Annotated in this window: 21 protein-coding genes; 5 read left to right on the top strand and 16 right to left on the bottom strand. The window is 49.7% G+C overall.

Translation table 11 applies throughout. The features are described 5' to 3' along the window. Nucleotides 1-6 precede the first annotated feature (6 nt). The 15 genes from HUX64_RS08395 to HUX64_RS08320 all read right to left on the bottom strand — a co-directional run bounded on the left by HUX64_RS08395 (nucleotide 7) and on the right by HUX64_RS08320 (nucleotide 18,887). Complete coding sequence (locus tag HUX64_RS08395; RefSeq protein WP_174625783.1) at nucleotides 7-276, bottom strand: glycine zipper domain-containing protein; 270 nt, start codon at nucleotides 274-276, stop codon at nucleotides 7-9. 217 nt (nucleotides 277-493) lie between these two features. Next, on the bottom strand, nucleotides 494-1,822 hold the full coding sequence (locus tag HUX64_RS08390) for a cation:proton antiporter (protein WP_174625782.1): 1,329 nt from the start codon (nucleotides 1,820-1,822) through the stop codon (nucleotides 494-496). 18 nt (nucleotides 1,823-1,840) lie between these two features. After that, nucleotides 1,841-2,659, bottom strand: a complete 819-nt coding sequence (locus HUX64_RS08385) for a catalase (protein WP_174625781.1) — start codon at nucleotides 2,657-2,659, stop codon at nucleotides 1,841-1,843. A 121-nt stretch (nucleotides 2,660-2,780) separates the two neighbouring features. Further along, the gene (locus HUX64_RS08380) at nucleotides 2,781-3,719 is read right to left on the bottom strand and encodes an EF-hand domain-containing protein (RefSeq protein ID WP_174625780.1); all 939 of its coding nucleotides are present in this window, start codon (nucleotides 3,717-3,719) and stop codon (nucleotides 2,781-2,783) included. 718 nt (nucleotides 3,720-4,437) lie between these two features. Next, nucleotides 4,438-4,746, bottom strand: coding sequence for a (2Fe-2S) ferredoxin domain-containing protein (locus HUX64_RS08375; protein WP_174625779.1), 309 nt, complete (start codon nucleotides 4,744-4,746; stop codon nucleotides 4,438-4,440). Between the two features lie 253 nt (nucleotides 4,747-4,999). Next, complete coding sequence (locus HUX64_RS19205; RefSeq protein WP_217426474.1) at nucleotides 5,000-8,347, bottom strand: EAL domain-containing protein; 3,348 nt, start codon at nucleotides 8,345-8,347, stop codon at nucleotides 5,000-5,002. Continuing rightward, nucleotides 8,332-8,550, bottom strand: coding sequence for a hypothetical protein (locus HUX64_RS08360; protein ID WP_174625778.1), 219 nt, complete (start codon nucleotides 8,548-8,550; stop codon nucleotides 8,332-8,334). The genes HUX64_RS19205 and HUX64_RS08360 overlap by 16 nt, the downstream gene beginning before the upstream one ends. Nucleotides 8,551-8,691: 141 nt before the next feature. Beyond that, nucleotides 8,692-9,765 (bottom strand): chemotaxis-specific protein-glutamate methyltransferase CheB, encoded by a 1,074-nt coding sequence (cheB, locus tag HUX64_RS08355; RefSeq protein ID WP_174625777.1) that lies wholly within the window; start codon nucleotides 9,763-9,765, stop codon nucleotides 8,692-8,694. Nucleotides 9,766-9,782: 17 nt separating this feature from the next. Next, nucleotides 9,783-12,098, bottom strand: a complete 2,316-nt coding sequence (locus HUX64_RS08350; protein WP_174625776.1) for a hybrid sensor histidine kinase/response regulator — start codon at nucleotides 12,096-12,098, stop codon at nucleotides 9,783-9,785. A gap of 33 nt (nucleotides 12,099-12,131) precedes the next feature. Next, nucleotides 12,132-13,670, bottom strand: coding sequence for a methyl-accepting chemotaxis protein (locus HUX64_RS08345; protein WP_174625775.1), 1,539 nt, complete (start codon nucleotides 13,668-13,670; stop codon nucleotides 12,132-12,134). Continuing rightward, nucleotides 13,671-14,267: a TOL_0243 family YfiR-like periplasmic protein gene (locus HUX64_RS08340; RefSeq protein WP_174625774.1), complete on the bottom strand. Its 597-nt coding sequence runs from the start codon at nucleotides 14,265-14,267 to the stop codon at nucleotides 13,671-13,673. Continuing rightward, nucleotides 14,255-16,264, bottom strand: a complete 2,010-nt coding sequence (locus HUX64_RS08335; RefSeq protein WP_174625773.1) for a TOL_0244 family TonB-dependent receptor — start codon at nucleotides 16,262-16,264, stop codon at nucleotides 14,255-14,257. The genes HUX64_RS08340 and HUX64_RS08335 overlap by 13 nt, the downstream gene beginning before the upstream one ends. A 25-nt stretch (nucleotides 16,265-16,289) precedes the next feature. Further along, on the bottom strand, nucleotides 16,290-16,955 hold the full coding sequence (locus HUX64_RS08330; RefSeq protein ID WP_217426473.1) for a chemotaxis protein CheW: 666 nt from the start codon (nucleotides 16,953-16,955) through the stop codon (nucleotides 16,290-16,292). Further along, the gene (locus HUX64_RS08325; RefSeq protein ID WP_174625772.1) at nucleotides 16,952-18,397 is read right to left on the bottom strand and encodes a CheR family methyltransferase; all 1,446 of its coding nucleotides are present in this window, start codon (nucleotides 18,395-18,397) and stop codon (nucleotides 16,952-16,954) included. Before HUX64_RS08325 ends, HUX64_RS08330 begins: the two co-directional genes overlap by 4 nt. A gap of 7 nt (nucleotides 18,398-18,404) precedes the next feature. Next, nucleotides 18,405-18,887 (bottom strand): chemotaxis protein CheW, encoded by a 483-nt coding sequence (locus HUX64_RS08320; protein WP_217426472.1) that lies wholly within the window; start codon nucleotides 18,885-18,887, stop codon nucleotides 18,405-18,407. Between the two features lie 527 nt (nucleotides 18,888-19,414). Here HUX64_RS08320 and HUX64_RS08315 point away from each other — a divergent pair. The 5 genes from HUX64_RS08315 (at nucleotide 19,415) to HUX64_RS08295 (ending at nucleotide 23,206) form a co-directional block, all read left to right on the top strand. Then, a complete protein-coding gene (locus tag HUX64_RS08315; protein WP_174625770.1) occupies nucleotides 19,415-20,587 on the top strand; it encodes a zinc-dependent alcohol dehydrogenase in 1,173 nt (390 codons plus the stop codon). 126 nt (nucleotides 20,588-20,713) lie between these two features. After that, the gene (locus HUX64_RS08310) at nucleotides 20,714-21,583 is read left to right on the top strand and encodes an SDR family oxidoreductase (RefSeq protein ID WP_174625769.1); all 870 of its coding nucleotides are present in this window, start codon (nucleotides 20,714-20,716) and stop codon (nucleotides 21,581-21,583) included. Between the two features lie 81 nt (nucleotides 21,584-21,664). Further along, nucleotides 21,665-22,339 (top strand): chemotaxis protein CheB, encoded by a 675-nt coding sequence (locus HUX64_RS08305; protein WP_174625768.1) that lies wholly within the window; start codon nucleotides 21,665-21,667, stop codon nucleotides 22,337-22,339. Nucleotides 22,340-22,379: 40 nt separating this feature from the next. Further along, nucleotides 22,380-22,589, top strand: coding sequence for a hypothetical protein (locus HUX64_RS08300; protein WP_174625767.1), 210 nt, complete (start codon nucleotides 22,380-22,382; stop codon nucleotides 22,587-22,589). A gap of 182 nt (nucleotides 22,590-22,771) precedes the next feature. Next, a complete protein-coding gene (locus tag HUX64_RS08295) occupies nucleotides 22,772-23,206 on the top strand; it encodes a GlcG/HbpS family heme-binding protein (protein ID WP_174625766.1) in 435 nt (144 codons plus the stop codon). A gap of 322 nt (nucleotides 23,207-23,528) precedes the next feature. Here the strand turns inward: HUX64_RS08295 and HUX64_RS08290 are convergent, their stop codons facing one another. Then, nucleotides 23,529-23,837, bottom strand: coding sequence for a hypothetical protein (locus HUX64_RS08290; protein ID WP_174625765.1), 309 nt, complete (start codon nucleotides 23,835-23,837; stop codon nucleotides 23,529-23,531). Nucleotides 23,838-23,959 lie beyond the last annotated feature (122 nt).

The raw sequence follows: 23,959 nt of genomic DNA, 5'->3' as shown, positions 1-23,959 counted from the left end.
GCAAGGTTAGCGTGTGCTAACCAAGCGGCTAAGTAAAAAACCCAGAGCTACGGCAACGCCGAGAGAGGTCACCGGCTTGTCATGGACATAGTTGCGGCAATTTTCGACAAATTGCTCTTCCAGGTGTTTCATTTGCTCGCCTTTTTCACCCATAACTTTGGCGGCCTGGCGGGAGACGTTCGCGGCGGTTTCCACCGCTTCATGGGCATCGGCTTTAACGCGCTCGACAGTCTTGCCGGCGGCTTTGGATAGTTGTTCTGCACTAGATGCGGTCATAGGTGTATCCTCGATTGAAAGTAGTAACAAGAGCTATTTACTTCGATTTAAAGAACAATTCAAATATACAGAATATTTTTCAGCTTGGCTTTTTCATTGTGTAACAGAAAAATTATTCACAATTTAAAAAAAGAATATCAAATCAAGCGGTTTTAGTCAGTGCGGTAGCGCACTTAATTATTTTTCATGTCCCAATTAGTAAACTATCCAAAAATTGTTAAATTTTTGCCTGAGATCTTCGAGCTTTTCTTTTGGCATAAAGACTCATTAGCGGCGTTACTGATATGCCATGAAGTACAATCGAAACCGCTACCGTTGTAATTGTCAGGGAAGTAATTTCGTGGGCTATCGCAGGTGGCAGGCCATGGTTAATTGAATACATCAAGTAATAAATTGAACCGATTCCCCGAATCCCGAACCATGACATTAAAATCCATTGATCCTGGTCTATAGCATTACCGCGCAGTCCAACCCATACTGAAAGAGGGCGTATTAGCAGAAACAATACTGCAAGAAACCATACTGAGCCAGACGCAATAGAAATAAATGGCAACATCGCCCCTACTATTAGCACAATCGCCACTTCAGCAATGCGTTCCAGGCGTTCGTTAAAGCCCTGCACTTCATGCATCATATAAAGACCTGCATATTCCGAATGGGTTGCCAACTCTTCCTGAACCTGTTTGCTCTGCAAATAGGTGGCTTCAATGGATACAGATGAGGCAGGATCGATTTTGCCGGGCTGCTTTATTCGCTGCAGAGCAAAGCCGGCGGCGAAAACAGCCAAAAAACCATAGGTATAGCTGAGGACGGCTACTCCATAGGTAAAGGCGATAAGACCCAGGGTAAGGAATTCATCGAGACCCACTGACTCTTTGTGATGGCTGCGCATATAAACGACCAGGCGCCCGATCAAGGAGCCCAGGACGGTTCCTATAAGCAGACCGCCTGCCGCGGCCCAAAGCACATCAACTAATAGCCAGCGCCCGCCCCCTATGCCTAAATCGTGTAAACCCAGTAAGCCCAGGCCCAACATTACAAAAGGAAAAGCGGAGCTGTCATTCAATGCCCCTTCGCCAGTCAAACTTATGCGCAACCGGTCCTGATCATTTGCTTCTTCGACCTGCACATCGGAAGCCAGAACCGGATCGGTCGGCGCCAAAATGGCGCCTAGCAGAATTGCCGCGCCCAAAGGGAGACTGAAAGCCAAAATTCCGATTATAGCGATCAGTCCTATGGTTACCACCATAGAGATAACGGCCAATCGCACGGGCAGACGCCAAACTTTGTTGGATAGGGGAAGCCCCAATTTCAGGCCCACAGCGAAAAGTGATATAAGCACTGCAGCTTCCGCCATTCTTTCCAGAAGTATGGAATAGGTGAGCGGATTGGGCTCCATGAGTCTCAGTCCTGCCGGCCCCAGTCCGTAACCTACTGCCAGATAAACCATGGCAGTACTGACAGGAAGCCTTTTCAGCAAAGTATTCGACAAAGCTGCGACTATAAGCAGCGCGCCGATAATAAGAGCCCAAATTGCGAATGACATAGCCTCTGAAACGGCCGCTTAAGCTTCTCTCTGCAGAACGGCTCTAATTATAGTAGTTGCTTCATTAACTCGGGTTAGCGCAAACCGCTCCCCCTGCCGGTACGCAGCAATTGCGGCTATAAAATTCTCCGCCAAGCTTGCCGGCATAGCAGTCTTGCTGCCTATAATTATTTCTGAAGGCATAGAAGTTTTGTTAGTTTTAATGCCCATCTTCAGTAAAAAATCTTCAGCCTGGTCGACAGCTAGGCTCTTGCTCTGGGCATCGAATACTTTACCCAGACTGGGGGACGCTATTTTAGTTGCAACGCCGACTTTCTCCAGCGTGGACTTCATTATTAAAAAAGCTTCTATACCTATCCATGCGGCAGCAAAAATTACGATTTTAAGCGCAGTGGCTTCATTCCCGGTATAGAACTTGACGGCCAAACGCCTGCCCTGATGTATCGTACCGGCTGAATCCAGAGCAATAACCGCAAAAAAACGCCCAAACACGGGCGTTTTATTAGCGGAATATTGAACAGATTTTGCCGATTTAGCCTTGGTATAAAGTACTTTCGAGCGATAAACCTGACAGCACTGAACAGCCGCTTCGTCACTCGCATGCTCCAGGCATTCAGAGCTGCCTTTACCGGCGAAGCGGGCTATTTTTCTCGGCACAATAAAATTATCTGGCAGCGTAGGTATCCGAGTTCCGGATTTCAGGCAGTTTTGATTACCCAGGATGTGTAATCCCCGATTTATAGCCAGACATACACTGGTCTGGGATTTAAAAGGTTCCAAGCTTTCCATTCGGCCCGAAGCTTCTTTAAGACCGTAGCTGCCATCTGTTGTGCTCATGATTATTCCTTCGCTAAAACACTTGTAAATGCGGCATGTTAGTAATTAACGGTATATATATTTCCTATGACTCGCTTATTTAAACTACGGTAAGCGCAGCAGGCCGCCTCATACTCATTCGTTAGGGAATTTCTCCTTCACGTTTGGTTTCCATACCCAAATTTTGGTATTCATGTTGTTCCAGTTTGCCGTCCTTGCCCGCATCTACCTTGTCGAATACTTCCAGCAACTCCGGGAAATCCTGGATTTCATCTTTAGTTACATAGTGATCGCCGTTTTTATCTGCCTTATCGAAGGTGAGGAATGCCTTTTCACCTTCTGCAGCGTTACTGACCGGATCAATTTTATGATCAATTTGGGGTTTTTGATCCTCAGAAGTTGAGCTTGCGGCTTTTGTTTGCTTAGCTGGGGGCGTTATTGGCGGAGGGTTTTGGCCGGTAGTAGCAGGCGGGTTGGCTGATGGCGGTGTTTGACCGCTGGGTTCTTTGACTGTTGCAGCAGATGATCCTTTAGGTTCTTGCCCGACAGTTCCCCCTGTGGCAGTATTCTCAGAACCTGAAAGGGGTTTTTTAACATCAGGGCGTTTATCAGCCGAACTCTCTTTAGAATTTAAAGGAGCGGTTTCTGTGCCGGAGCTTCTGGTTTGTTCGCCTGGCTGTGCTTTCTTAGGCTCCTTCATTGTGCCGGAACTCTCCTTTGCACCTTGCTGGGCACTTTTCTCAGTTCCGCCTGTGCCTGAAGTGGCTCCGTGCTCTGGCTGATTTGTTTTTTTAGCTTCATCAGCAGTTTTTGCCGAGGTGGATTTCTTGGTGCCTGAGTTACCGGTTTCCGTTTTATTTTCTACACCCTGAGGTTTGATATAGCGATAATTCCGCTTCACATCTTCGGTTCCGGCAGTTTGTGACCGTACAGGTTTGGCAATTGAACCAAGACCGATAGTTATAACAATAGCCACCCATACCGGTAGAGTGAAAATTTTAAAAAATTGCAGGCTTCTTACCTCTAACCGGTCAATTTTTATAGAGTTACTTGCTTCGTGTATAATTTTTTTAGTTTTCATAAAATATTCCTTTAATTTTAAAATGGTTACCAGGATCAATTTGATCTTGAAAATAATTCCAACAGGAATTCAATTTGAAGAATCTATTTCGAGATAACTGTTAATAGTTGCTCAAGGCCTCTGGACAGCTAATGATGAAATAATAAAAAACCCAACTATGGCAATAACGCTCATCTTCGGCTTGATGCTACAGTCGTCATGCCTGCTTTATTTCCTCCTATTGTCTAGGGTCGATGGAGAGTGAGCCTATCGCCGTATTCGCCTCAATCAGGTTTAAGAACCACTCCAGAAATTAATGAATTCTTTCAAATCTATAATAAAATGCTTGGGTGACTCTAGTCGGTGCGCTGTCACACATATCGCCCTGGGCAGACTTCAGGAGAAAGGGGAGAAGGCCAGGATTTTTTTCCGCAATAATAAGGCCAAAGAATGGCTGTGTATTCGATTATTCGAAGGGGATAGTAAAGCAACTATCAAGGAAATCTTTTATGGGTAAAGGCCCGTGGTGGATAAACCCAGAAGCCCGCTGAAATTTTTTCAGCAAGAGTCCGGCTAGAAGATGAAGCTAAGGGTGATGAGGAATATATAAATATACAGGCTCATAAAAAATTATAGCGTGGTGAACCCGGCGAAGAAAGGGAGGGAAGTGCTTTCGTTCAGGCAAGCGCTTAGCTAAAAAGCATACTAAATTAATGCGGATTAGTCAGCAAGCCGGTAATCAGATTTTCAACCGATTTACAATGCGTCCCTGCTGCAGATGTTCTTCGATAATTTCATCAATATCGGCTTTGCCCGCATAGGTGTACCATACTCCTTCCGGATAAATCGCCAGTACCGGCCCTTGACCGCATCGGTCCATACAGCCTGCGCTATTGATACGGCATTTACCGCGGCCGTGCAGTTTCAGTTTCTTAACTTGATCCTTGGCGTAATCGCACATTGCCCGGGCATCCTTATCTGCACAACAGGCTCTGCCGTCTTGGCGCTGATTGGTGCAGAAGAACACATGGTATTTATAATAGCTCATAATATTTTGGTTGCCGCTGGGCAGGCGGTTCAGGGAGTCAGCTGTCCATAGCTTACAATAAAATTTATAATTTCGATAGGATAAAGGCGGCAAGTTTCCATAGGGCCATGCCTGTAATAATTACGCTAAGAAGAACGATCAGACAGCCAAGCCTGACATTTACATAACTTTTATTTTTCAGGTTAGTATTATACGGCTTCATCTCATAAAAATTTACCACTTACTCCTTGCATGGAAACAGAATGCTGATGAGCTATTTGTTGATCAAGGCTTTTTCTTCAAGCAAAAATTTTTCGATCTGCGGTGCGGGAACGCCCGGACTGAACAGAAATCCCTGAATTTCGTCGCATTTGAGCCGTCGCAGCAGATTAGCCTGTTCATCAGTCTCCACACCCTCCGCGACGACCTTCAGATTTAATGTGTGGGCCAGGGAAATGATGGTTGAGACGATAGACAGGTCATCGCTGTTAGTGCTCATGTGGGTGATGAAGGCGCGGTCAATTTTCAAGGTGTTTACAGGTAGTTTGGACAGATAGCTGAGAGAAGAATAGCCGGTACCAAAATCGTCTATGGATACTTCTACATTCATCTCCCGAATGCGGCGCAGTTTTTGGATATTGGCCTCGATATCCTGCATAATGAGACTTTCCGTAATTTCAAGCTCCAGTTCAACCATCCCCTTGCCGGCGCCGCTTAGGGCACTCGCCACTGTATTGACAAAATCCTTCTGCCGAAGCTGAATCGGCGATACATTGACCGCTATTCGCGGCGAGCGGAATCCTTTTGCCTGCCAGACCAGCGAGTCCGCTACGGCTTTTTCAAGTGCCCAGCGTCCTGCCTCGATAATAAGTCCGGTTTCTTCAAGCAGAGGTATGAATCTCATGGGCGGGACCAGGCCGATTTCAGGATCATTCCACCGCAGCAGGGCCTCAAGTCCGATAATCCTGCCGTTAATAAGCTCAATTTTCGGCTGGTAATGCAGAACCAGTTGTTCCTGTTCAAGCGCCCGCCGCAATTTATTTTCCAGCGACAGCTTCTCGGAAACCTGCGCATTGAATTCAGGCGTATAAAACAGATATTTGTCGCCCGAGCGTTTAGCCTTTTTCAGAGCTGCCTCGGCATTGCGTAACAGCGTCTCCATGTCCTGTCCATCGGCAGGATAGGAAGATATTCCTGCCCTGGCCGAAACACGCAACTCGGCTTCGCAGATACGAAACGGTTGATTTTGAATGCCCGATAAAATCATTTCAAGAATATGGGCGACCTCGAGACTTTTATCGCCGCGAAGGGTAGCAATGCAAAAGTAGTCGCCTGAAAGATGCGCCAGAATATCGGTTTCATCCAATATTGCAGTCAGCCGCCGGGTAAACTGGCATAATAGATCATCACCAGCTCGGCGGCCGAAAGATTCATTAATGTTGCTGAACCGTTCCAGATCCAGCATGATTAAGGAAAACTCTCTTTGATCAAGGTTTGCAGTACCTATCCACTGATCCACGCGGTCCTGAAACAGCGCGCGGTTCGGCAGTCCGGTAACGGCATCAAAGCAGGCAAGATAATTGATCAGTTGCTCTTTTTCAAGATGATCAAGAGAAAATGAAATATCGCCCGCCATTTCGACTAGCAGCGCCATTTCCTCCTTGTCAAACGCATTTGCCTCCGCTGCATATAGCACAAATACGCCAACCGTCCGCATTTCCAGGATCAGCGGCAGCACTGCGGCTGAGCGGTAACCCCGCTTTAATGCAGCGCTGCGCCAGGCTTGCACACGGTCATCCGTAGCAATGTCGTTGCAAATAAACGGCCTTGCCTGTGCAATAACTTCTGTTACGAAGCGGCAGGCGTCTGAACTTGCGGCTGCGGCGCTTAAATTTAGTTGCGCCAAATAGCCGTCGTCATACCCTGCTGTTGCAATGGGCTTAATTTTCAGGGTGCTGTTATCAAGCATCCCGATCCAGGCGAACATAAATTTACCCAGATCAATAGCGATGCGGCAGGCCTCAACGAACAGTTCTTCTGCCTTGCGGACACGTACGATGGTCGTATTAATGCCGCTGAGTAAACTGTAAATCCGGTTTAGACGGACAATTCTGGCTTTGTCCGCCTTAAGCTGGGTAATATCGCGGCCGATAGTGGATAAATATTGTAGCGATCCGTCCTTATCCTTGTGCGCAATGATGACTTGAAGAAAGGGCATCTCGCGGCCATCATAGCTTAAGACGGTCGTTTCTCCGCTCCAGACGCCATGCCGAATCGCATGCGGAATGCCTTCCTTCATCACCCGCTTGCCCATCCATTCAGGAAAGCCGCCATGCAGGGACTGTCTGGACAGGTCATTATTTTTCTTTAATCCCAGTATTTGCTGGCCTGTCTGATTGGCATAAAGCATGCCGCCCTCGGGTGTTAGGGTAACCACCAGATCGGGCGTGGCCTCTATAATAGCGACAAGACGCGCCTGGTCTTCCTGGATGCGTTTGCGTTCCTCTATCTCGAGCGTGAGCGCCCGGGTTCTTTCCTTAACCAGTTGCTCGAGGTGCTCGTGTAAGCGCGCGCGTTCAAGCGCCACAGCTACTTGATTGCCGACATTGTCCAGAACCTTCAGTTTCTCTTCATTGTACAAGCTGTCCCGTGAGCCGGCCAGATTCATCAGTCCGATAATGCGTCCGCCATTCCACAGCGGCACGCAGACATGGCCGGACAGTTTGTCCCTAGCAACATCAGCCTTGCCCGACAGTTCACATTTCTCGCAGGTAAAGACCTTGATATTTTCTTTAATCTGGTCTGCAGCAAGCTGGCGGCAGCAGATGCAATTTTCATCCAGTATCTCGGGTATTCTCAGGGTAATGGGTAAATTACGAGTGGCGGCAAGGCGGAAATGGGCAGTGTCTTCGCGCAAATAAATCCAGCCGTATTCTATGCCCGGTACTTGCATTGTTCTTTCCAGGGCTATTTCTACCACGTCCTGTTCACTAAAAGCCTGGTTGAGACCCTCTGCGATACGGTACAGTCCATTGAGTACCAGGTTGGAACAGGCCAGTTCCTGTTCACGCTGCTTTAGCTTGCTATTGATATGAATAGCCTGTTCATAGGTGGAGATAAGCAGATCCAGGATTTGCTGGCGCTCGGCGGTAATAAAATGCTTGCTGCCGCCAAGGTCGATTTCCACCCCCAACTGCATTTTCTGATTTTTGCGCATTTGCAGGTTCATCAGCAAATAGTCAATGCGCGAGAGCAAATAGCAATCATCATAGGGTTTTCGGATAAAATTGTCCGCGCCGCATTCAAGACCGCTAATTACATCCTTTGGATCAGACAGCGTGGTTACCAGAATAACGGGGATTTGTTTCAGAGTAATATCGGATTTAATTGCCTTGCACAGTTCGTAGCCGTTCATTTCAGGCATAATGATATCGCTGATAATCAACCAGGGCATGCGCGTATGCGCCGACTCAAGGGCTTCCCTGCCGTTAGCTGCGGCAGTTACTTTATAGCCGCGCTCCTCAAGTAAAAAACGCAGTTGTTCGGCTTGCGTCCTGCTGTCTTCGGCAATAAGGATTTCGATATTATTATTCGAATTATCTCTTCTTATGTGATTGTCCATGCCTTAATCCCTTCACCCTCCATAGTCATACAGCTCAGGCATTTCAATAAAGAAGGTCCAAACAACATTAACGATTTCCAACAGTGAAATTCGGCGTTAAAGCTATAATAAAACACCGCCAGGTGGCGCAGTATTTGTTTAAACGCAATTTCACGCTTATTGGCTGTGGGTTTATTTCCCTCAGTAAAGCCTTTTGTTTCCACTTAACCTCCGACCTGATTTTTTTAACCTTGCTTTGGGTTTCTTGGCACAGCCTGATTAACAAATATTTTCAAGTATAGTCAATTTCAACATAATAGCCGGCATTTAAGGAAACGGGCTTGGGTTCCAGATGTGATCAGTGTTTATAAGTTTTTTAATGGAACTTTTTCATATTTTTTCGCCGCCTCGATCAAGAATGCGGCTATTTTTTCGGGCGGTAAAACAAACCTAGCTGCATCAAGTTTAATCGCTTCGCCGGGCATGCCGTGTACTACCGAACTTTCCTTATCCTGGGCAAGGGTTATTGCGCCTGTTTCCTTCAATAGCCGTAATTCCTCCGCGCCATCGCGGCCCATGCCGGTAAGCAGGCAGGCTACGCTACCGCTACCGTAAACTTCCATAATTGACCTGAACAGATACGCAACCGAAGGACGCAGCCCGTTTTTAAGTTCATCCCGGGTGAGAAGGATTTTTCCGCCGTATTCCACTTTCATCTGAAATTCATCAGGAGCCACATAGACATGGCCGGAAATTATGTACTCGCCATGTCTGGCCACATGAACGGGCATACTGCATGACTGGCTCAGCCAGTCTACAAAACCCTGAACAAAACCGGGAGCCATGTGTTGAACAATCAGCAATGGCAGCGAGAAATTTTTTGGCAATGCTGCGAGAATAGACTGGAGCACAGGCGGTCCGCCGGTTGAAGCGCCGATTGCAATCACCTTGCTGCGTGAAGTTTCCTGAGTAAGGCTTATATTTCCCGGCTGCCGGGCTGCTGTCGTATGATATTTGGCCTGCGGCCAGCGCCGCACCACTTTGACTTCCGCCATCAGCTTCACTGTTTGCAGCAATTCTCCGGCCATAATGTCGTGATTCGGATCAGCGAGTCCCGAGGGCAGACCCACTAAAGCCAAAGCGCCTGCCTCCATAGCCCGAAATGTCGTTAAAGCTTCCTGTAAACCAGCGCTGCCGCTAACGACGACAATCGGTGTGGGATGGGTTTCCATAATGCGGCGCGCCGTTTCCAAGCCGCCCATTTTCGGCATATTAATATCTATCATGATTACATCCGGACGATAGCGCTGCACCGCTTCAAGCGCCTCATCACCGTTCCTGGCCGCCCCGATAATAAGAATATCGGGGGCCGAGGCCAGGAGATGGATGAGGAATTCACGTTTCGGAGGAGAGTCTTCTATAATCAGGACTTTGAGCATAAATTTCCGTGATTCGGTTAAATCAGCCGCTGGATAACTTCCAGCAAATTGCTCTGGTCGAAGCTGCTTTTTACTATATAGGCGCTGGCGCCGGCATCGATGCCCCGTTCGCGATACTCACGTGAATCCAGCGCCGTTATCAATATAACTGGTAATTCTCCCAGCTGTTTATTTTCGCGAATCCTGGCAGTAAGCTCAAAACCGTCCATTCCCGGCATTTCCACATCGGATACTACCAGATTAAAGGTTCCGGCTTTTATTGCAGTATAGGCATCCGCTCCATCCACGGCAGTCGTAACCTGATAACCTGCACCCTCCAGTATATTCTTGAGCAGGGATCTTGAAGTAATCGAATCCTCTACCACCAGAATGGAGGGTTTTTCCGGTTCAGGTTTTTCGCTGGCGGCAATGAAGGGCCCCTTAGCGCATTTTACGGCCGATTTCAGCAAGTCAGGAACATTCAGCACCGGCACTACCTGGCCAGTTCCGAGAACGCTGGCGCCGGTGACATTGCGTACCCGCATCAGTTGTTTTCCCAGCGATTTAACCAACACTTCCTGCTCGCCAAGTATATCTTCCACCCGATACGCAACCCGGATCATGCCCAGGCAGAGAATAACCACGCAGGTCTGTGCTGAGGCTGCCTTGGCAGGAAATTCCAGTACCTCGCTGAGCCATACGAGTGAAACTGCCTGGCCATCGTGCAGGATCGTTTCCCGGTTTTGCATCGTTCGGACGTCTTTTTCCTCTATTCGCATCACCTGTTCGACACTGGCGGCAGGAATGACGAAAAGTTGTTCGCCTGCGCAAACAAGAACGCCTCTGAAAGTGGCCAAGGTGAGCGGCAGGGTAATTCTGAAGGATGTGCCGGTAACAGGATTTGACGCAAGCGATACAGCCCCGCCCAGGCGTTCGACTTTTTCCCGCACAATCGCAAGGCCCAGTCCCCGTCCCGACACATCGGTAATAATAGGGCTGGTGGAAATGCCGGACTGAAAAACAAGCGCCATCGCTTCGGCGTCGCCTAATTGCTCGGCTTCGTCGGCACTAACAAAGCCGAGTTTACACGCGGCTGCCCTTAGCTTGGCGGCTTCAATGCCTGCTCCATCGTCAGCAATGAGGATTTCAACCTTGCCATTGTCTGTTTGAGCAATGGCAAGAGTAATAGTGCCCTTGGCCGGCTTGCTTTTGTTCCGGCGCAGGGCGGGCGGCTCGATGCCGTGATCTATGCAATTGCGCAATATGTGAATCAGCGGATCCTTCATCTCTTCCAGAATACGCCGATCGATCTTGAGTTCGCCTCCCTGGATGATCAGTTCCACTTGTTTGCCTTGATCCCGTGCCAGTTCGCGGGTAAAGCGGGGGAAAATCTCGACTAAAGAAAAAAACGGCTGCAGATGTATTGCCTTTACATCGTGCAGCAGGCTATCGGTCATATTTTCAAGAATGCGCTGGTCATGACTGATTAACTTGCTTATCCTCAGTAGCTGTTCGTCAAGGTTTTTCAGGAAAAGCTTTTCCGCTTCCATATATTCCAGCAGCTTGGGAAGCTCCTGGAGCTCTTTAGCTGCGCCATTATTGGCACCCGTTTCGTTGACATAGCGCTCGATTTGCCGCAATGCAGGGCGAAGTCCAGAGCGCTGCTTTTTCCAGCTTGCCAGAGCAGCAGTGACTTCGCCTAATTCCTTGGCGCGCTGCGCTGAAGCCAAGCGCGGCGACAGGAACTCTTCCGCCTGTCTTATCATGGCATCGAGCTTCACTGTAGAGACCCTGACGGTGTCAGCTGAAAAGCTGAATGCCTGATAGGGCGTATGCATCACATCGGCGTCACGCGTCTGGGCCGGCGCATGCGGGAGTTGTTCGGATGAGGTGGAGTCATCGGGTGACATTAATTCTTCAGCTGCAGCCATGCTATCTCTTCCGCGCAGGGCATCCTCGAGCCGGCGAACCAGCGCTGCGCCTGGCGTTCCAGCCGTTTCCCGCTTGTTTCCATCCGGCACCGGCGCAAGCAGGCCGGCAATGCCATCGATTACCTGATACAGGAGCTCAAATAAAGATCCGGTGATAGTCAGCCGCCTGCTTTTTAACCCTGAAAATACGCTTTCCAGCGTTTGACAGATCGACTCAATCTCTCTGAAGTTAACCGTGCGGGCAGCCCCTTTCAGACTGTGCGCTTCCCGGTATATGGTTTCAATGATTTCGGCTTGCCGATTTTCCGGCGGCGATTTTTCCAGCTCGATAAGTGCCGAAGTCATTATTTTAAGATGCTCATCCGCCTCGATTCGGAAAATCGGCACCAGTCTCTTTAGAAATTCCTCACTCTGCCCGGGCATGATCCAATTAGCTTGACAAACGTCGCCGCATAGTTAGCATAAAACCTTGTACTGCGCGGCCAGTTGCTTCAGCTTCTGTCCCAGTTCATGCAATCTTTGAGCGGCCACTTCCGCTTGTTTGGTGCCTGAGACATTCTGAAAACTGGCCTGCTTGATGTTTTCCATTGCCAACGCTACCTGATCCATGCCCACCATCTGCTGCTGGCTGGACGCAGCAATCTGGGTAGCCGCCTGTGCGGCTTCACTGATGCTGTCGGCAAGCAGCCGGATGGCTTCGCCGGTTTCAGTGGATTGCTTCATGCCTGACTCAACAGCCTTGTTGCCTTGTTCTGCAGCGAGTACCGAGGCGCTGGTGGCTTTCTGAATATCGCCTAAAATAGCGCGCACTTGCGCCGTCGCCTGCTTGGATTGTTCGGCCAGACTTTTAATTTCCTGGGCCACCACGCCGAAGCCCTTGCCCTGCTCGCCGGCCTTAGCCGCCTCGATAGCGGCATTGACCGCAAGCAGGTTTGACTGTTCCGCCAGGCCATTGACAGTAGCAGTAATCTCGCCGATGGCCTGACTCTGTTCGGACAGCTGCACGATGCTTTCAGCGATGTATTGCATTTGCTCCTGGATGCGGTGCATGCCCTGAATGGTATCATCAACCGATTTGCGTCCGGTCTTGGAAACCTGCGACGCCTTCTGGGCGCTGTCGGAAACGTATTTCGCTTTCTGGCTGGCTACCTGAGCGGTCTGTTTTACCTCTTCCACCGTGATTGTCGTTTCTTTTACGGCGGCGGCTGTGCCGGTAGCATTGGCGGATACCTGCGCAGTGCTGGCCAGAATCTCACCTGTGGTGCCGGCAAGCACCTGGGCTACTTCGCTGATCTCCTGAGTCATGTTACGCAAATTGACTATCATATGAGCGAAAGTATTTATCAGCACGCCAATCTCATCGGCCCGTTGCACAGCTTCGACCCGGGCACTGAGATCGCCGCCGGCGATGCGCGATGCAGCCTCGGCAATATCGCGCACCGGATCCGCAATGACTGAATTCAAACGCATGGCAATCGGCAGCGTAATCAACAGCGAGCCTACCATTACTAGCAGAATAATGCCGCCAAAGCGCGTGATGCGAACTGCCAGGGGCTCAATTCTGGCGCGCAGATAAACGGTGCCAATCCGTCGCTGGCCTTGTTGCACCGGCCAGAAAACGGCAAGCTCGCTATCTTCAAGCGGTTGCGTCTGAGATTCGATTGAAGCTGGCGGCGGGCGGGCTCCGGAGCGGGAGTAGGCGGCAAAAAGCGAGCCGTCACGCACATATACGCCGGCCGCAGAAATTGCCGGGTTGGCTTCGAGCGGATTCAGATATTCCTGCGCTGCCTTGGGATCATTAAATTCCAGCGTGGCATTCACGCTGGCGGCTATCACCCCGGCTTGCGCAGAAATCTCGCCGGTTTTTTGAGCATGATAAGCATAATTGTCATAGACAATAATGATGGCGCTAGCCAAAAGCAGTGAGATGGCGCTGGTCAGCACAGTCACCAGCGTCAGTTTTGCCCGGATACGTAAATCAGCCAGCCAGTTCATTTATCGGTTTTCCTTGGATGTTCTTTTTTTGACATTGAGCGCGAGGCTCATTAGTTTGGAACTGAGAACCAGGCCGTTTTGCGCTGCCGCTTCATCATTAATGTCAAAGCGTACGCGGTTATCGGCAATTACAAAGTTAATGATCGCTGCGCTCGTTTCAGAGTTGCCGGCATCGGTTACCGTAAGCACATTGCGGCCGCGAACAGATTTAATCATCCTGGCTTTGCTTTCAGCGTCGGAACCGCCGATAAAAAGAATGTGACAGCTTGAATCCGGTTCCATCTCTTTGAGTCTGTGGATCATGACATTCCGGCCGTTGATACGCCCCCCGGCTACCACTTTATCAAGAGCTTCGCCGAAAGGATCTTCTCCGGCAATACACAGGTTTACCGGGCTGGACGGAGATGAAAACGCTGAGCCGGGCCATTCGACAAATAGTCCGAACTTATACAGGAAGGCGGCTTTCAAGGCATATTCCTCTACGCCGGCATGGGCCGTGGCAACGGCGCCGGATGTCAGCGCCATAAAGACGAATAGCCACAGATGGGCGCGGTTGGAACGAGTCACTATGCGTTGCAGAATCGTTAAAAATTCCATAGCACTTTTACATAGAAGGTCCGGTCAATTTCGCTGCGTCCAGGCGCATTGCCAAACTCCGGATGCCGATTATCGAGCAGGTTGAACCCTGACAGCGACAGCTCCGTGTTTTTTAAAAACTTCCAGCCCAGGCGCCCATCCATCGTGACATATCCCGGAACAGCGGGAGCAGGCAGGCTGTCCACCGTGCGCAGAACTAAATCGAGATCAACGTTATGCCAAAGATTCATGATCGAGCGTGCTGAAAACTGGTTTTGAGGATCATTGCCCGCCAATGGCGCGCCGAAAGGATCGTTGCTGCCGGGCTTCAGGCGTAAATGCTTCCTGAGATAGGTATAGCCGGCTTTAAGCTGCCACCAGTCGCTTACCGCGTAGCTGCCCCATAGTTCAAGGCCGTAGGTATCGCCTTCCATCATATTGGCTATTACGAAGGAGCTGGCGCTCACGGGCTCCAGGCTGCGCAGCTCATCATAGATATTGTAAAACGCCGAGATTGAAAACGCCGATTTCGGCGTCGGCTGCATGCGGTAGCCGAGCTCAAAGGCCGTCAGCTTTTCGGATTGAAAATCGAGGCCGCCGGCAAGGGCAAGTATGAAAGGCGGATTGCCCGGAATAAAAAAATCGCTGTCCAGCCGAGACGGCGTGCGCACGGCATGAGAAATGGCCGACCACAGCAGAACCTGCTCATTAGGTTTCCAGGCAAGCCGTATATTGGGCTGGACTTCCAGATCGGTGTAATTGTTGTAGGAAAGCCGCGCGCCGAGGGTCAGCTTTAATTGCTCGGTGAGCGTAACAGTATCCTGCGCAAAAACATTAGCCAGGGCCAGGTCGCGCTGGCCGGGAAGAAAGGCCAGCACGTCGCTGTTGCTGACATCATCGCGCGCATAACGGTAGCCGCCGCCCCAGACGATATCATGGCTCCGGCCCAGACTGAAGCGATGTTGCGCGGTAATGTCATAGGTATTAAGCACTTCACCGAAAGTGCCTGGATAGATGCGCCGCGTCTGGTCGAAATAAGCCTGAATCTGGACAGCCGAGCCGGCCGCCAGGGTTTTATCCCATCGCGCCAGCAAATGCGCGCCGGAAAGCGACTTGTCATCCAGGATTTTCTGGTCGATAGATCCTTCATACGCATCGCCCTGAAGCATTAGAGTATCATTGTTTTTTCCCCAGTCCAGACGAAAGCCCAGTTGCCCTTTTCTCCATGAGTCATCAATATTGCCGCCTTTCGGGTTAAAAGTATTATCCCGTTCAAAGCCTTTGGCGTAAACGCGATAAGCGATATTTTCACCCGCTTGACCCCCGTAGCGGACGCCTCCGCCATGCTCGTAATTGCCGGCGCCGGCGCTTAAAAGGCCGCCTTTGGTGTCGCCGGCGGATTTTGTGATGATATTGATGACGCCGTTGACTGCATTAACGCCCCATAAAGTGCCGCCGGGGCCGCTGACCACTTCAATACGTTCTATATCCTCGATCATGGTGTCCTGAACATCCCAGAATACGCCTGAATACAAGGGCGTATAAACGCTGCGCCCGTCGATAAGCACGAGCAGCTTGTTGGCTGTGGTGCTGTTGAAGCCGCGCGCCGAGATCGCATACTGGCTTGAATCCACTTTGGCGACCTGGAGGTTTGGAGCAAGCCGCAGTATTTCGGGAATACTGGTGGCGCCGTAGCGGCGTATGTCCTCGCGGCTTATGACATAAACCGAGGCGGCCGCGTCGATCAGCGGCTCCGCACGTTTGGATACCGAAGATATTTCGATATTGGTCAGTTCTTCCAAACTCATGCGGGAAAGATCAGCCGGCGCTATGGATTCTGCCGAATCAGCAGCCGCGGCGGCTGCGCAAACGAAAATAAACGCAAGCCAGATAGCCAAAGCCATCAAAGGGATGACAAGGGGCCGGCATGGAACCGTAATCTTTTTATTGGCCATAAATGCCCTTTTATTCAATTCCAACTTTCGTATTGCCGGTGGACGTCGGTTGATTATATTCATTCATCGATTCCTTTATTGCTTTTCATCAGCTTTTACAACCATCAGCTGTGGCGCCGTCAACCTGTTCACGGACGATGATTTTCTCATCCGTGAGCAGCTTGCCGGCATCAAGAATCACTATACCTTCTTTACTCATTACCCCCTTCAGATAGGTTTCGCGGAGGCCGCTAAAGGTGGGCAGCGATCCTTGAAGAGCAGATAGGGCCAGGCTGCGCACGCCGCAGATCGCATTAGCTAAAATACCGAATACCATAGCGTCGGACTGGAGTACGATGATTTTGTTAAGGTCGGTCAGCCCTTTCTCGGGCAGAGCGAAAAATTTTTTGAGGTCAATCACGGAAACAATTTCTCCTCGTACATTGACAATGCCAAGCACGAACGCCGGCGTGCACGGCAAGGGAGTCAGGTTTTCCAAAGGGCACACCTCGCGTACATATCGGGATTCAACCGCATAGTGCTCATAAGCCAGCCTGAACTCCACTACTTCGATGCGCTCACCGGCGTTATCCGCCGGCATCGGCTCCTGGGCCAGCTGCTGCGCCCGCGTCTTCAGAATCTGTCTGCTTTCGTCGGGGGAGGGCGACCAGTCATGCTCGATAGCGGCGCGAGCGGCTTTCATACGCTGCCCAATCTCCTGCCAGTCGATGCCGGTGGTTTTCTTTTTTACTGCCATGGATTCTTTGCGCTTCATACGGCCTCACTTTTATACAGCATTGTCGGGCGAGGTAAATTTAATTGCATAAGCACGACAATTTCCCCAAGCCGGCCTGCTGTCAGGCCTTCCGATTCCGGCAAGATGTCATCCTGCGAATAGGCCTCCAGCAAATTCAGCACCTTGTTAAAATACCAGTCAGCCTTGTCACGTCGGCCCTGCGACAGGTGCATGTTAGCCAGAGCAAAATGTACGAGGAGGAAATCAGGGTCCAGATAGAGCGCGCGCATCAGTAACTGCATGGCGATCTTCCCCTCTCCCTGCTCCTGTCGAATGGTGGCGAGCAAATAACAATGGGCCGGATTAAGCTTGTCAACGGCCAATGCCTTTTCAGCCCATTCAACCGCTTCTGTAAACCTGCCCTGGTTGGCATAATTTCGGGCTATGCGTGAGACCGTTTCACAGTCGTCAGGTTGAGAGCCCGCACTAATAGCAGGCGGCTCCGGTAAAAGCGCGGCTTGGGGAAGCACTGAGGAGGACGCCGCGGACAGGCGTTCTAGCGTAGATAAAAAATCAGCTGAGGCTGCACTGGAAGGAATAGGGGAGCCGGGAGCTGAATCTGTCAGTTCGGAATGCGCTATCTTTTGATAAAGCACGATACCCGGAAGTTCGACAGGCGTAAAAGAAGAGAATAAGGTATGGGAAGCCTCGGCAGGGCTGACAATCAGCCAGCCTTTATCAGCAAGTGAATGATAAAGTTTTTCGATTACTTTTTTTGCCTGCTCAGGAGTGAAATACATCAGCACATTTCTACAAAAAATCACATCCATTGCAGGAATATGCTTTCCTTGCAGTGAATAATCATCATCAACAAGGTTGAGGTAGGAAAACGCTACTTTATCGCGGATTTTTTGAGCTAATTCAAAGCGACCGTCTTTTCTCTTCTTGAAATAACGATCTCGTATCCAGGTTGGCGTCCCGCGAAATGACCATTCATTAAACAGGCCATCGGCCGCCTTCTGCAGAAACTGTGGCGTGATATCTGTAGCCAGGATGGAAATGTCCAATGCTCCGGAATCCGGCATGAGTCTGTCCAGAAGCATGGCGATGGAATAAGGTTCTTCCCCGGTGCAGCAGGCGGCGCTCCAGATGCGCAAAGGCTGCTTCGGGGCGCAGCGGGAACGCAAAAGCTGCGGCAGAATAAAGTCCTCCAACACGTCAAAACTTCGGATATCGCGGAAAAAATAGGTTTCGCCCACAGTCAAATGGCCGGCAAGGGTTTTAATCGTGGTATTCGTCCAGGGAGCGAACAACAACCCGCGAACATAAGCTTCAACGTTGGTGAACTCGAGTTCATAGGCTGCGCTGGAAATCGCACGATGCAAATCATTCCAGCGCGCCGGAGGAAAGTGCAGACCCATGTGGATAGCGATAAACTCACTCAAGCGGGACAGCAGTAAAGGAGAAAGACCGGGCTGCATGCTTGCTTCAGGAAGTTTGCAGAGCCATGTCCAAAGACTTTTCTTCCGGGCCCGAAAGAAACGCGTCGAGGCAATGGATCAGAATCAACCCATCCTGAAGTTTTATGATGCCTTCAACATGCTCGAGACTGGGAAGTATATCGCCTGTTACAAGCAGATCCTGTTCAGGACATTGAACCAGGCCATCTACTGCATCGACCACCAGCGCTACAGTCCGGTGCGCCGCATGCGCTATGACAAGCTGGTCATCCATAGCAATGTCGCGTTCAGTAAGTTGAAAACGCCGACGTATATTAAAGACGGGAAGCACCCGCCCTTGCATATTAATTACACCGACAATAATTTGCGGGGCATCCATAAGTGGAGTTATGTCTACCATGTGCACCACCTTTTCCACAGAGGGCAAAGGCAGGGCATAGCGTTGGTCATCCAGACAGAAGACAACATAGTGGCTGACTTGATCGGTTACCGGGGCGGACGTAATGTTCACAGATGACAAAGTTGACATAATCATTCATATTGAATGACTTGCAAGACCTGCCATATACCGGAGCCGACAGCTAGCAGCATATGAAAGAAAAAAATTTACCGGGGCAAAAGGCATCAGCAGTTTACTAAATAGGATGATGCAGCTTCGCATACACAATTGTCCTTTTCCCCCTCTGGTAATTTGAAATTAAGTCTACTTAAAACTAGTTCAAGAAACTTATTTTGCAAGCCGGGAGAAAAATTATGGACCAGAGCATTTAATTCAGAGCACGGCCACTAATTGCTCTATCAAGCAAGTCTGCGGGCTATTAATTCCGGGCATTCCCGCTGTAAAAGCCTGTCCCTGTCAGTTTAACTGATCCCCGGCGCGTGATTTCCTTATGGCCTGACAATGCCTGAAAATAAAACCGCTTGTTTGTACGTTAAGCCACAGAAGAACTTTCCTCATGATAGTAAGTTAAACATAGACAATTAGCTGCGCAAAATGGGCTGATTAAAAAGACGGCAGATATGTATCAGGGGATTGAAATGAAAGCATTATGTTGGTTCGGCACGAACGATATCCGGGTTGAAAATGTGCCCGATCCTAAAATTATCAATTCGCACGATGCCGTCATTAAAATCACTTCTACGGCAATTTGCGGCTCTGACTTGCATATTCTGGACGGCTACCTGCCTACTATGGAAAAAGGCGACATATTGGGTCATGAGCCAATGGGTGAAGTTGTTGAGATTGGCAGCGCCGTTAAAAAACTGAAGGTCGGCGACCGCGTCGTTGTGCCATTTGTGATTGCCTGCGGCGAATGCTTTTTTTGCCAAAAACAACTGTACTCCTTGTGCGACAATTCCAATCCCGGCGCAAAATTAGCGCGCAAGGCCATGGGTCATGCTACTGCCGGAATATTTGGATATTCCCATATGCTGGGGGGATTTGCCGGCGGTCAAGCCGAATATTTGCGGGTTCCGTTTGCCGATGTCGGGCCTTTTAAAATTCCCCCCGGCATTGCCGATGAAAAAGTCCTGTTTCTTTCGGATATTTTTCCTACAGGCTATATGGCCGCGGAAAATTGCGGCATTGAAGCCGGCGATACGGTCGCCATCTGGGGCTGCGGTCCGGTGGCGCAGTTTGCCATCAAAAGCGCGTGGATGTTCGGCGCAGGACGCGTGATTGCCATTGACAATGTGCCCGAACGTCTGAAAATGGCGGAACAGCAAGGCAAGGCGGAGACCGTTAATTTTGATGACGTGGACATTTACGATCAATTAATGCAGATGACCGGCGGACGCGGGCCTGACCGCTGTATCGATGCCGTAGGCTGCGAGGCTCATGCAGGCGGAACCCTGGATGGAATTGTGGACACCGTGAAAACCGCGACTTTTCTTGCTACTGATCGTCCCCATGTGTTGCGACAGGCGATTATGAGCTGCCGCAAGGGTGGAACAATTTCCATACCCGGCGTTTATATCGGCTTCGGCGATAAAATTCCCTTGGGCGCGGCCATGAATAAAGGTCTTACCTTCAGGACCGGCCAGACTCATGTGCAGAAATACATGCCGCTTCTGTTTGAGAAAATTGAAAAAGGCGAGATCGATCCGTCCTTTGTCGTTACCCATGAATTGCGGCTTGATGATGCGCCTGAAGCCTATAATATTTTCAAGGAAAAAAAAGATGACTGCATCAAGGTGGTGCTGAAACCCTAAAAGTCAGAGTCAAAGCAAGACTAGAATATTGCTCCTGCGCATATTTCAAAATTCTTCTGATACCGTGGAAGTTGAAAAAGCAGGCTGCCAACTTAATATTTAACTAGAAACTTAACAGGAGGTCTCATGGCCGACATCGAGCATCCCACTCCACCCAATCCGCCTCAAAATCAGGATAACCAACCGGGACGGGAATCCCAAATGCAGCCTCAACCGCAATCCCACGATCCAACTTATCGAGGCTCCGGCAAGCTCAAAGGCAAAGTAGCTCTTATTACCGGCGGAGATTCGGGGATTGGAAGGGCTATAGCCGTGGTTTTTGCCAAGGAAGGGGCTGATTCAGCCATTGTTTATCTCAACGAGCATGACGATGCCGAAGAAACCAGACGCCTGGTCAGCGAGTGCGGTCAAAAATGCCTGCTTATCGGAGGCGATATTGGTGAGGAAAATTTTTGCCGGCAGGCGGTTGAGCAAACGCTCGGTGAATTGGGCCGGCTTGACATCCTGATTAACAACGCTGCTGAGCAACATCCTCAGGAAAGTATTGGGGACATAAGCTCAGAGCAGTTGGAAAAGACGTTTCGCACCAACATCTTTTCCATGTTTTATCTAACCAAAGCAGCTCTTAAACACCTTCAGCCCGGCAGCACAATTGTCAATACTACGTCGGTTACTGCTTATAAAGGCAGTCCGAAGCTGCTCGATTACTCGGCTACGAAGGGCGCTATTGTCGCTTTTACCCGCTCCTTGTCGCTGGCGCTGGCCGAACAAAAAATCCGTGTCAACGCTGTCGCGCCTGGGCCGATCTGGACGCCTCTCATTCCTTCTACTTTTCCGCCTGAGCATGTAAAATCTTTTGGTCAGGACGTACCGATGGGGCGGCCCGGGCAGCCCGAAGAAGTCGCCAATTGCTTTGTCTTTCTGGCTTCGGATGATGCATCCTATATTTCCGGCCAGGTCATTCATCCCAATGGAGGCACCGTAGTTAATGGATAGCGGTGACCGTAAAACCGGGATATGGCTTGCCCCAAAACCGAGTATTTTTCTTTTAACCTTAATTGCAACAATGGAAAAATAATGACTGATAGTCAAATATCCAAACAGAAAAATAATGAACTGTCCATTGTCTGTTTGGGTGCATCTGCAGGTGGACTGGAAAGCTACATCAAGATTCTTTCAATATTGCCCGCCGATACCGGCTTTGCGTTTATTATTATTCAACATCAGCCTGCGAAGTGGAAAACGCTATTGACTGAAATTCTTTCCTCTTACACCGCCATGCCGGTTGTGCTTGTGGAAGAGGGGGAGATTGTGAAACCCGACCATGTTTATATTGCGCCTTCAGGAATGCAGGTTCATTTAAATGCCGACCGGTTCAGCCTCTCTCCGCTTGTGAGAAAGTCAGGCTGGCCGCAGAATATCTCTGTTTTTTTGCATTCACTGGCGGCTAATCAATCAAAAAACGCCATAGCCGTGATTTTGTCAGGCCTGGATGCAGATGGCGTAGCTGCGCTCAAGCCTATCAAGGAGGCCGGTGGAATTGTTATTGCCCAGGATCTTCATACCGCAAAACAACCGGATATGCCGCTGCACGCTGTCAATACCGGCTATGTTGATTTTCTGTTATCGCCCGTTGAAATTGCCGAAAAATTATGCGCCATTGCCAAGGAGCGTACTCGTCTAAAAAAGTCCGAAGGCAGATCTGATCCAGAGATTAAACCTGTATATTCAGAGCTTCGGAGTAAAAATTAATAGCTGTCGTTTGATAAAAAAATTTACTGGAGAAACCAAAGTGAACATTAATTTACCAAAAAGGGCTTACCAAGAAATATTCGCCTATTCGTTCAATGAAGTGCCGGATCCTGCGCCAACCGAGGTTCCGGAGCGAAGCCCCGATGAAATACTCCCCAATACCCCTGTTGAGGAACCTCTCGATACGCCAAGTGAGATTCCGGCCAATATACCGGTTGAAGAGCCTCCGTATTCGTCGCCGGAAGTCTAAATCAGAAGTTCAAAGAAGGTGGGTATCCGGACCCATAAACGGACTCGTTTATGGCGGGCAGAAGGAACGACTGAAAATTCAAACACGCCTCTATTTTACTGATTTCCGCCCGGGCTAGCGATGAGGCGTCAACGGCGCCTGCAATATCAGGCATTTAATAAAAAAGCGGCAAGGAGAAACCCATGCATGTGACTTATGAACAAGCGCAACAGGCTATTGATGCCGCTGTTAAAAAGGCCGATGAAACCGGCGTGCCGAGTTGTATAGCAGTTGTGGATTCAGGGGCCAATCTTAAAAACTTTCGGCGCATGAATGGCGCCTGGGTCGGCAGTATTGATGTTGCCATAAAAAAAGCTAAAACCGCCTGCTATTTCGCCATGCCTTCCGGCGAAATAGGCAAACTTTCGCAGCCTGGCGGCTCTCTCTATGGCATAGAGCATTCTAATGAAGGCTTGATTACTTTTCCGGGCGGGCTTCCGATTGTAGATCAGGAGGGCGTATTAATCGGCGCTATTGGCGTCAGTGGAGGCACCGTAGAAAACGACCAGTTGGTAGCTCAAGCTGGCGTCAAGGTGGTGGGTGTTTGCGATTTGCCCCGGCATCCCTGGCGAACCTGAACTAGTCACAGGACAGTTCGGGCTTATTGTAGAAGGAGTAGGTTTGATCAAGCGGCAATAAGCACGCTCATGAGCGCTCAGGCCAGGGCGGACAGTCAACAAATACCACCCCAGCGTCCGAGCAGTACAAGCAGGGCCGAAGCAAGTGCAAGAACATAAAATCTTCCTGATCATTGCGGACAGCCATTTATAGTGTCTGACATGCAAGACTTCATTACGCCGCCCTATCCGATATTTTACCCGGCGCTGTTTTTTGACTGTTGCAGCATTAGACCTTCTGATCTTTATTTATCCCCTGTCTGTCGTTATGCAGCTGATGCGGTCAATGTGTATCAGGCCATAAAGAAGCCGGATCGCTTAGGTATTCAATGCCAATGATGTCCGCGATCGCCCTTATACTCCGGTCGATGGCCTCCGTGAGAGCGGATTCCGTGAGATTGATACGGCTGTCTCCAGCTATTATTCCAGCCTCGATTTCCATTATCGCCATTATGCCGATGATGGCTGCCATATCTGCCGGGATAATAATTAGGGGTATAATGATCAGGCGCACCGCCATAATAACTTTTGTGTCCGCCGCTATAGCCGCCGCCATAAAACCCTGTATTTGCATAGTAAGGATAAGGGGCACAGGCACTCGCCAATAGCAGAAAACCTGCAGGCAGTATTTTAATAGTCAATGAATTCATTGTTATCTCCTCTACTATAGTTTCAACCGGATAATATCCGGGGAACACTGAATGTCGAATGAAT

The organism is Candidatus Methylobacter favarea, from assembly GCF_902806695.1.
Lineage (GTDB): Bacteria > Pseudomonadota > Gammaproteobacteria > Methylococcales > Methylomonadaceae > Methylobacter_B > Methylobacter_B favarea.
This window is presented reverse-complemented; position numbering and strand designations above follow the sequence as displayed.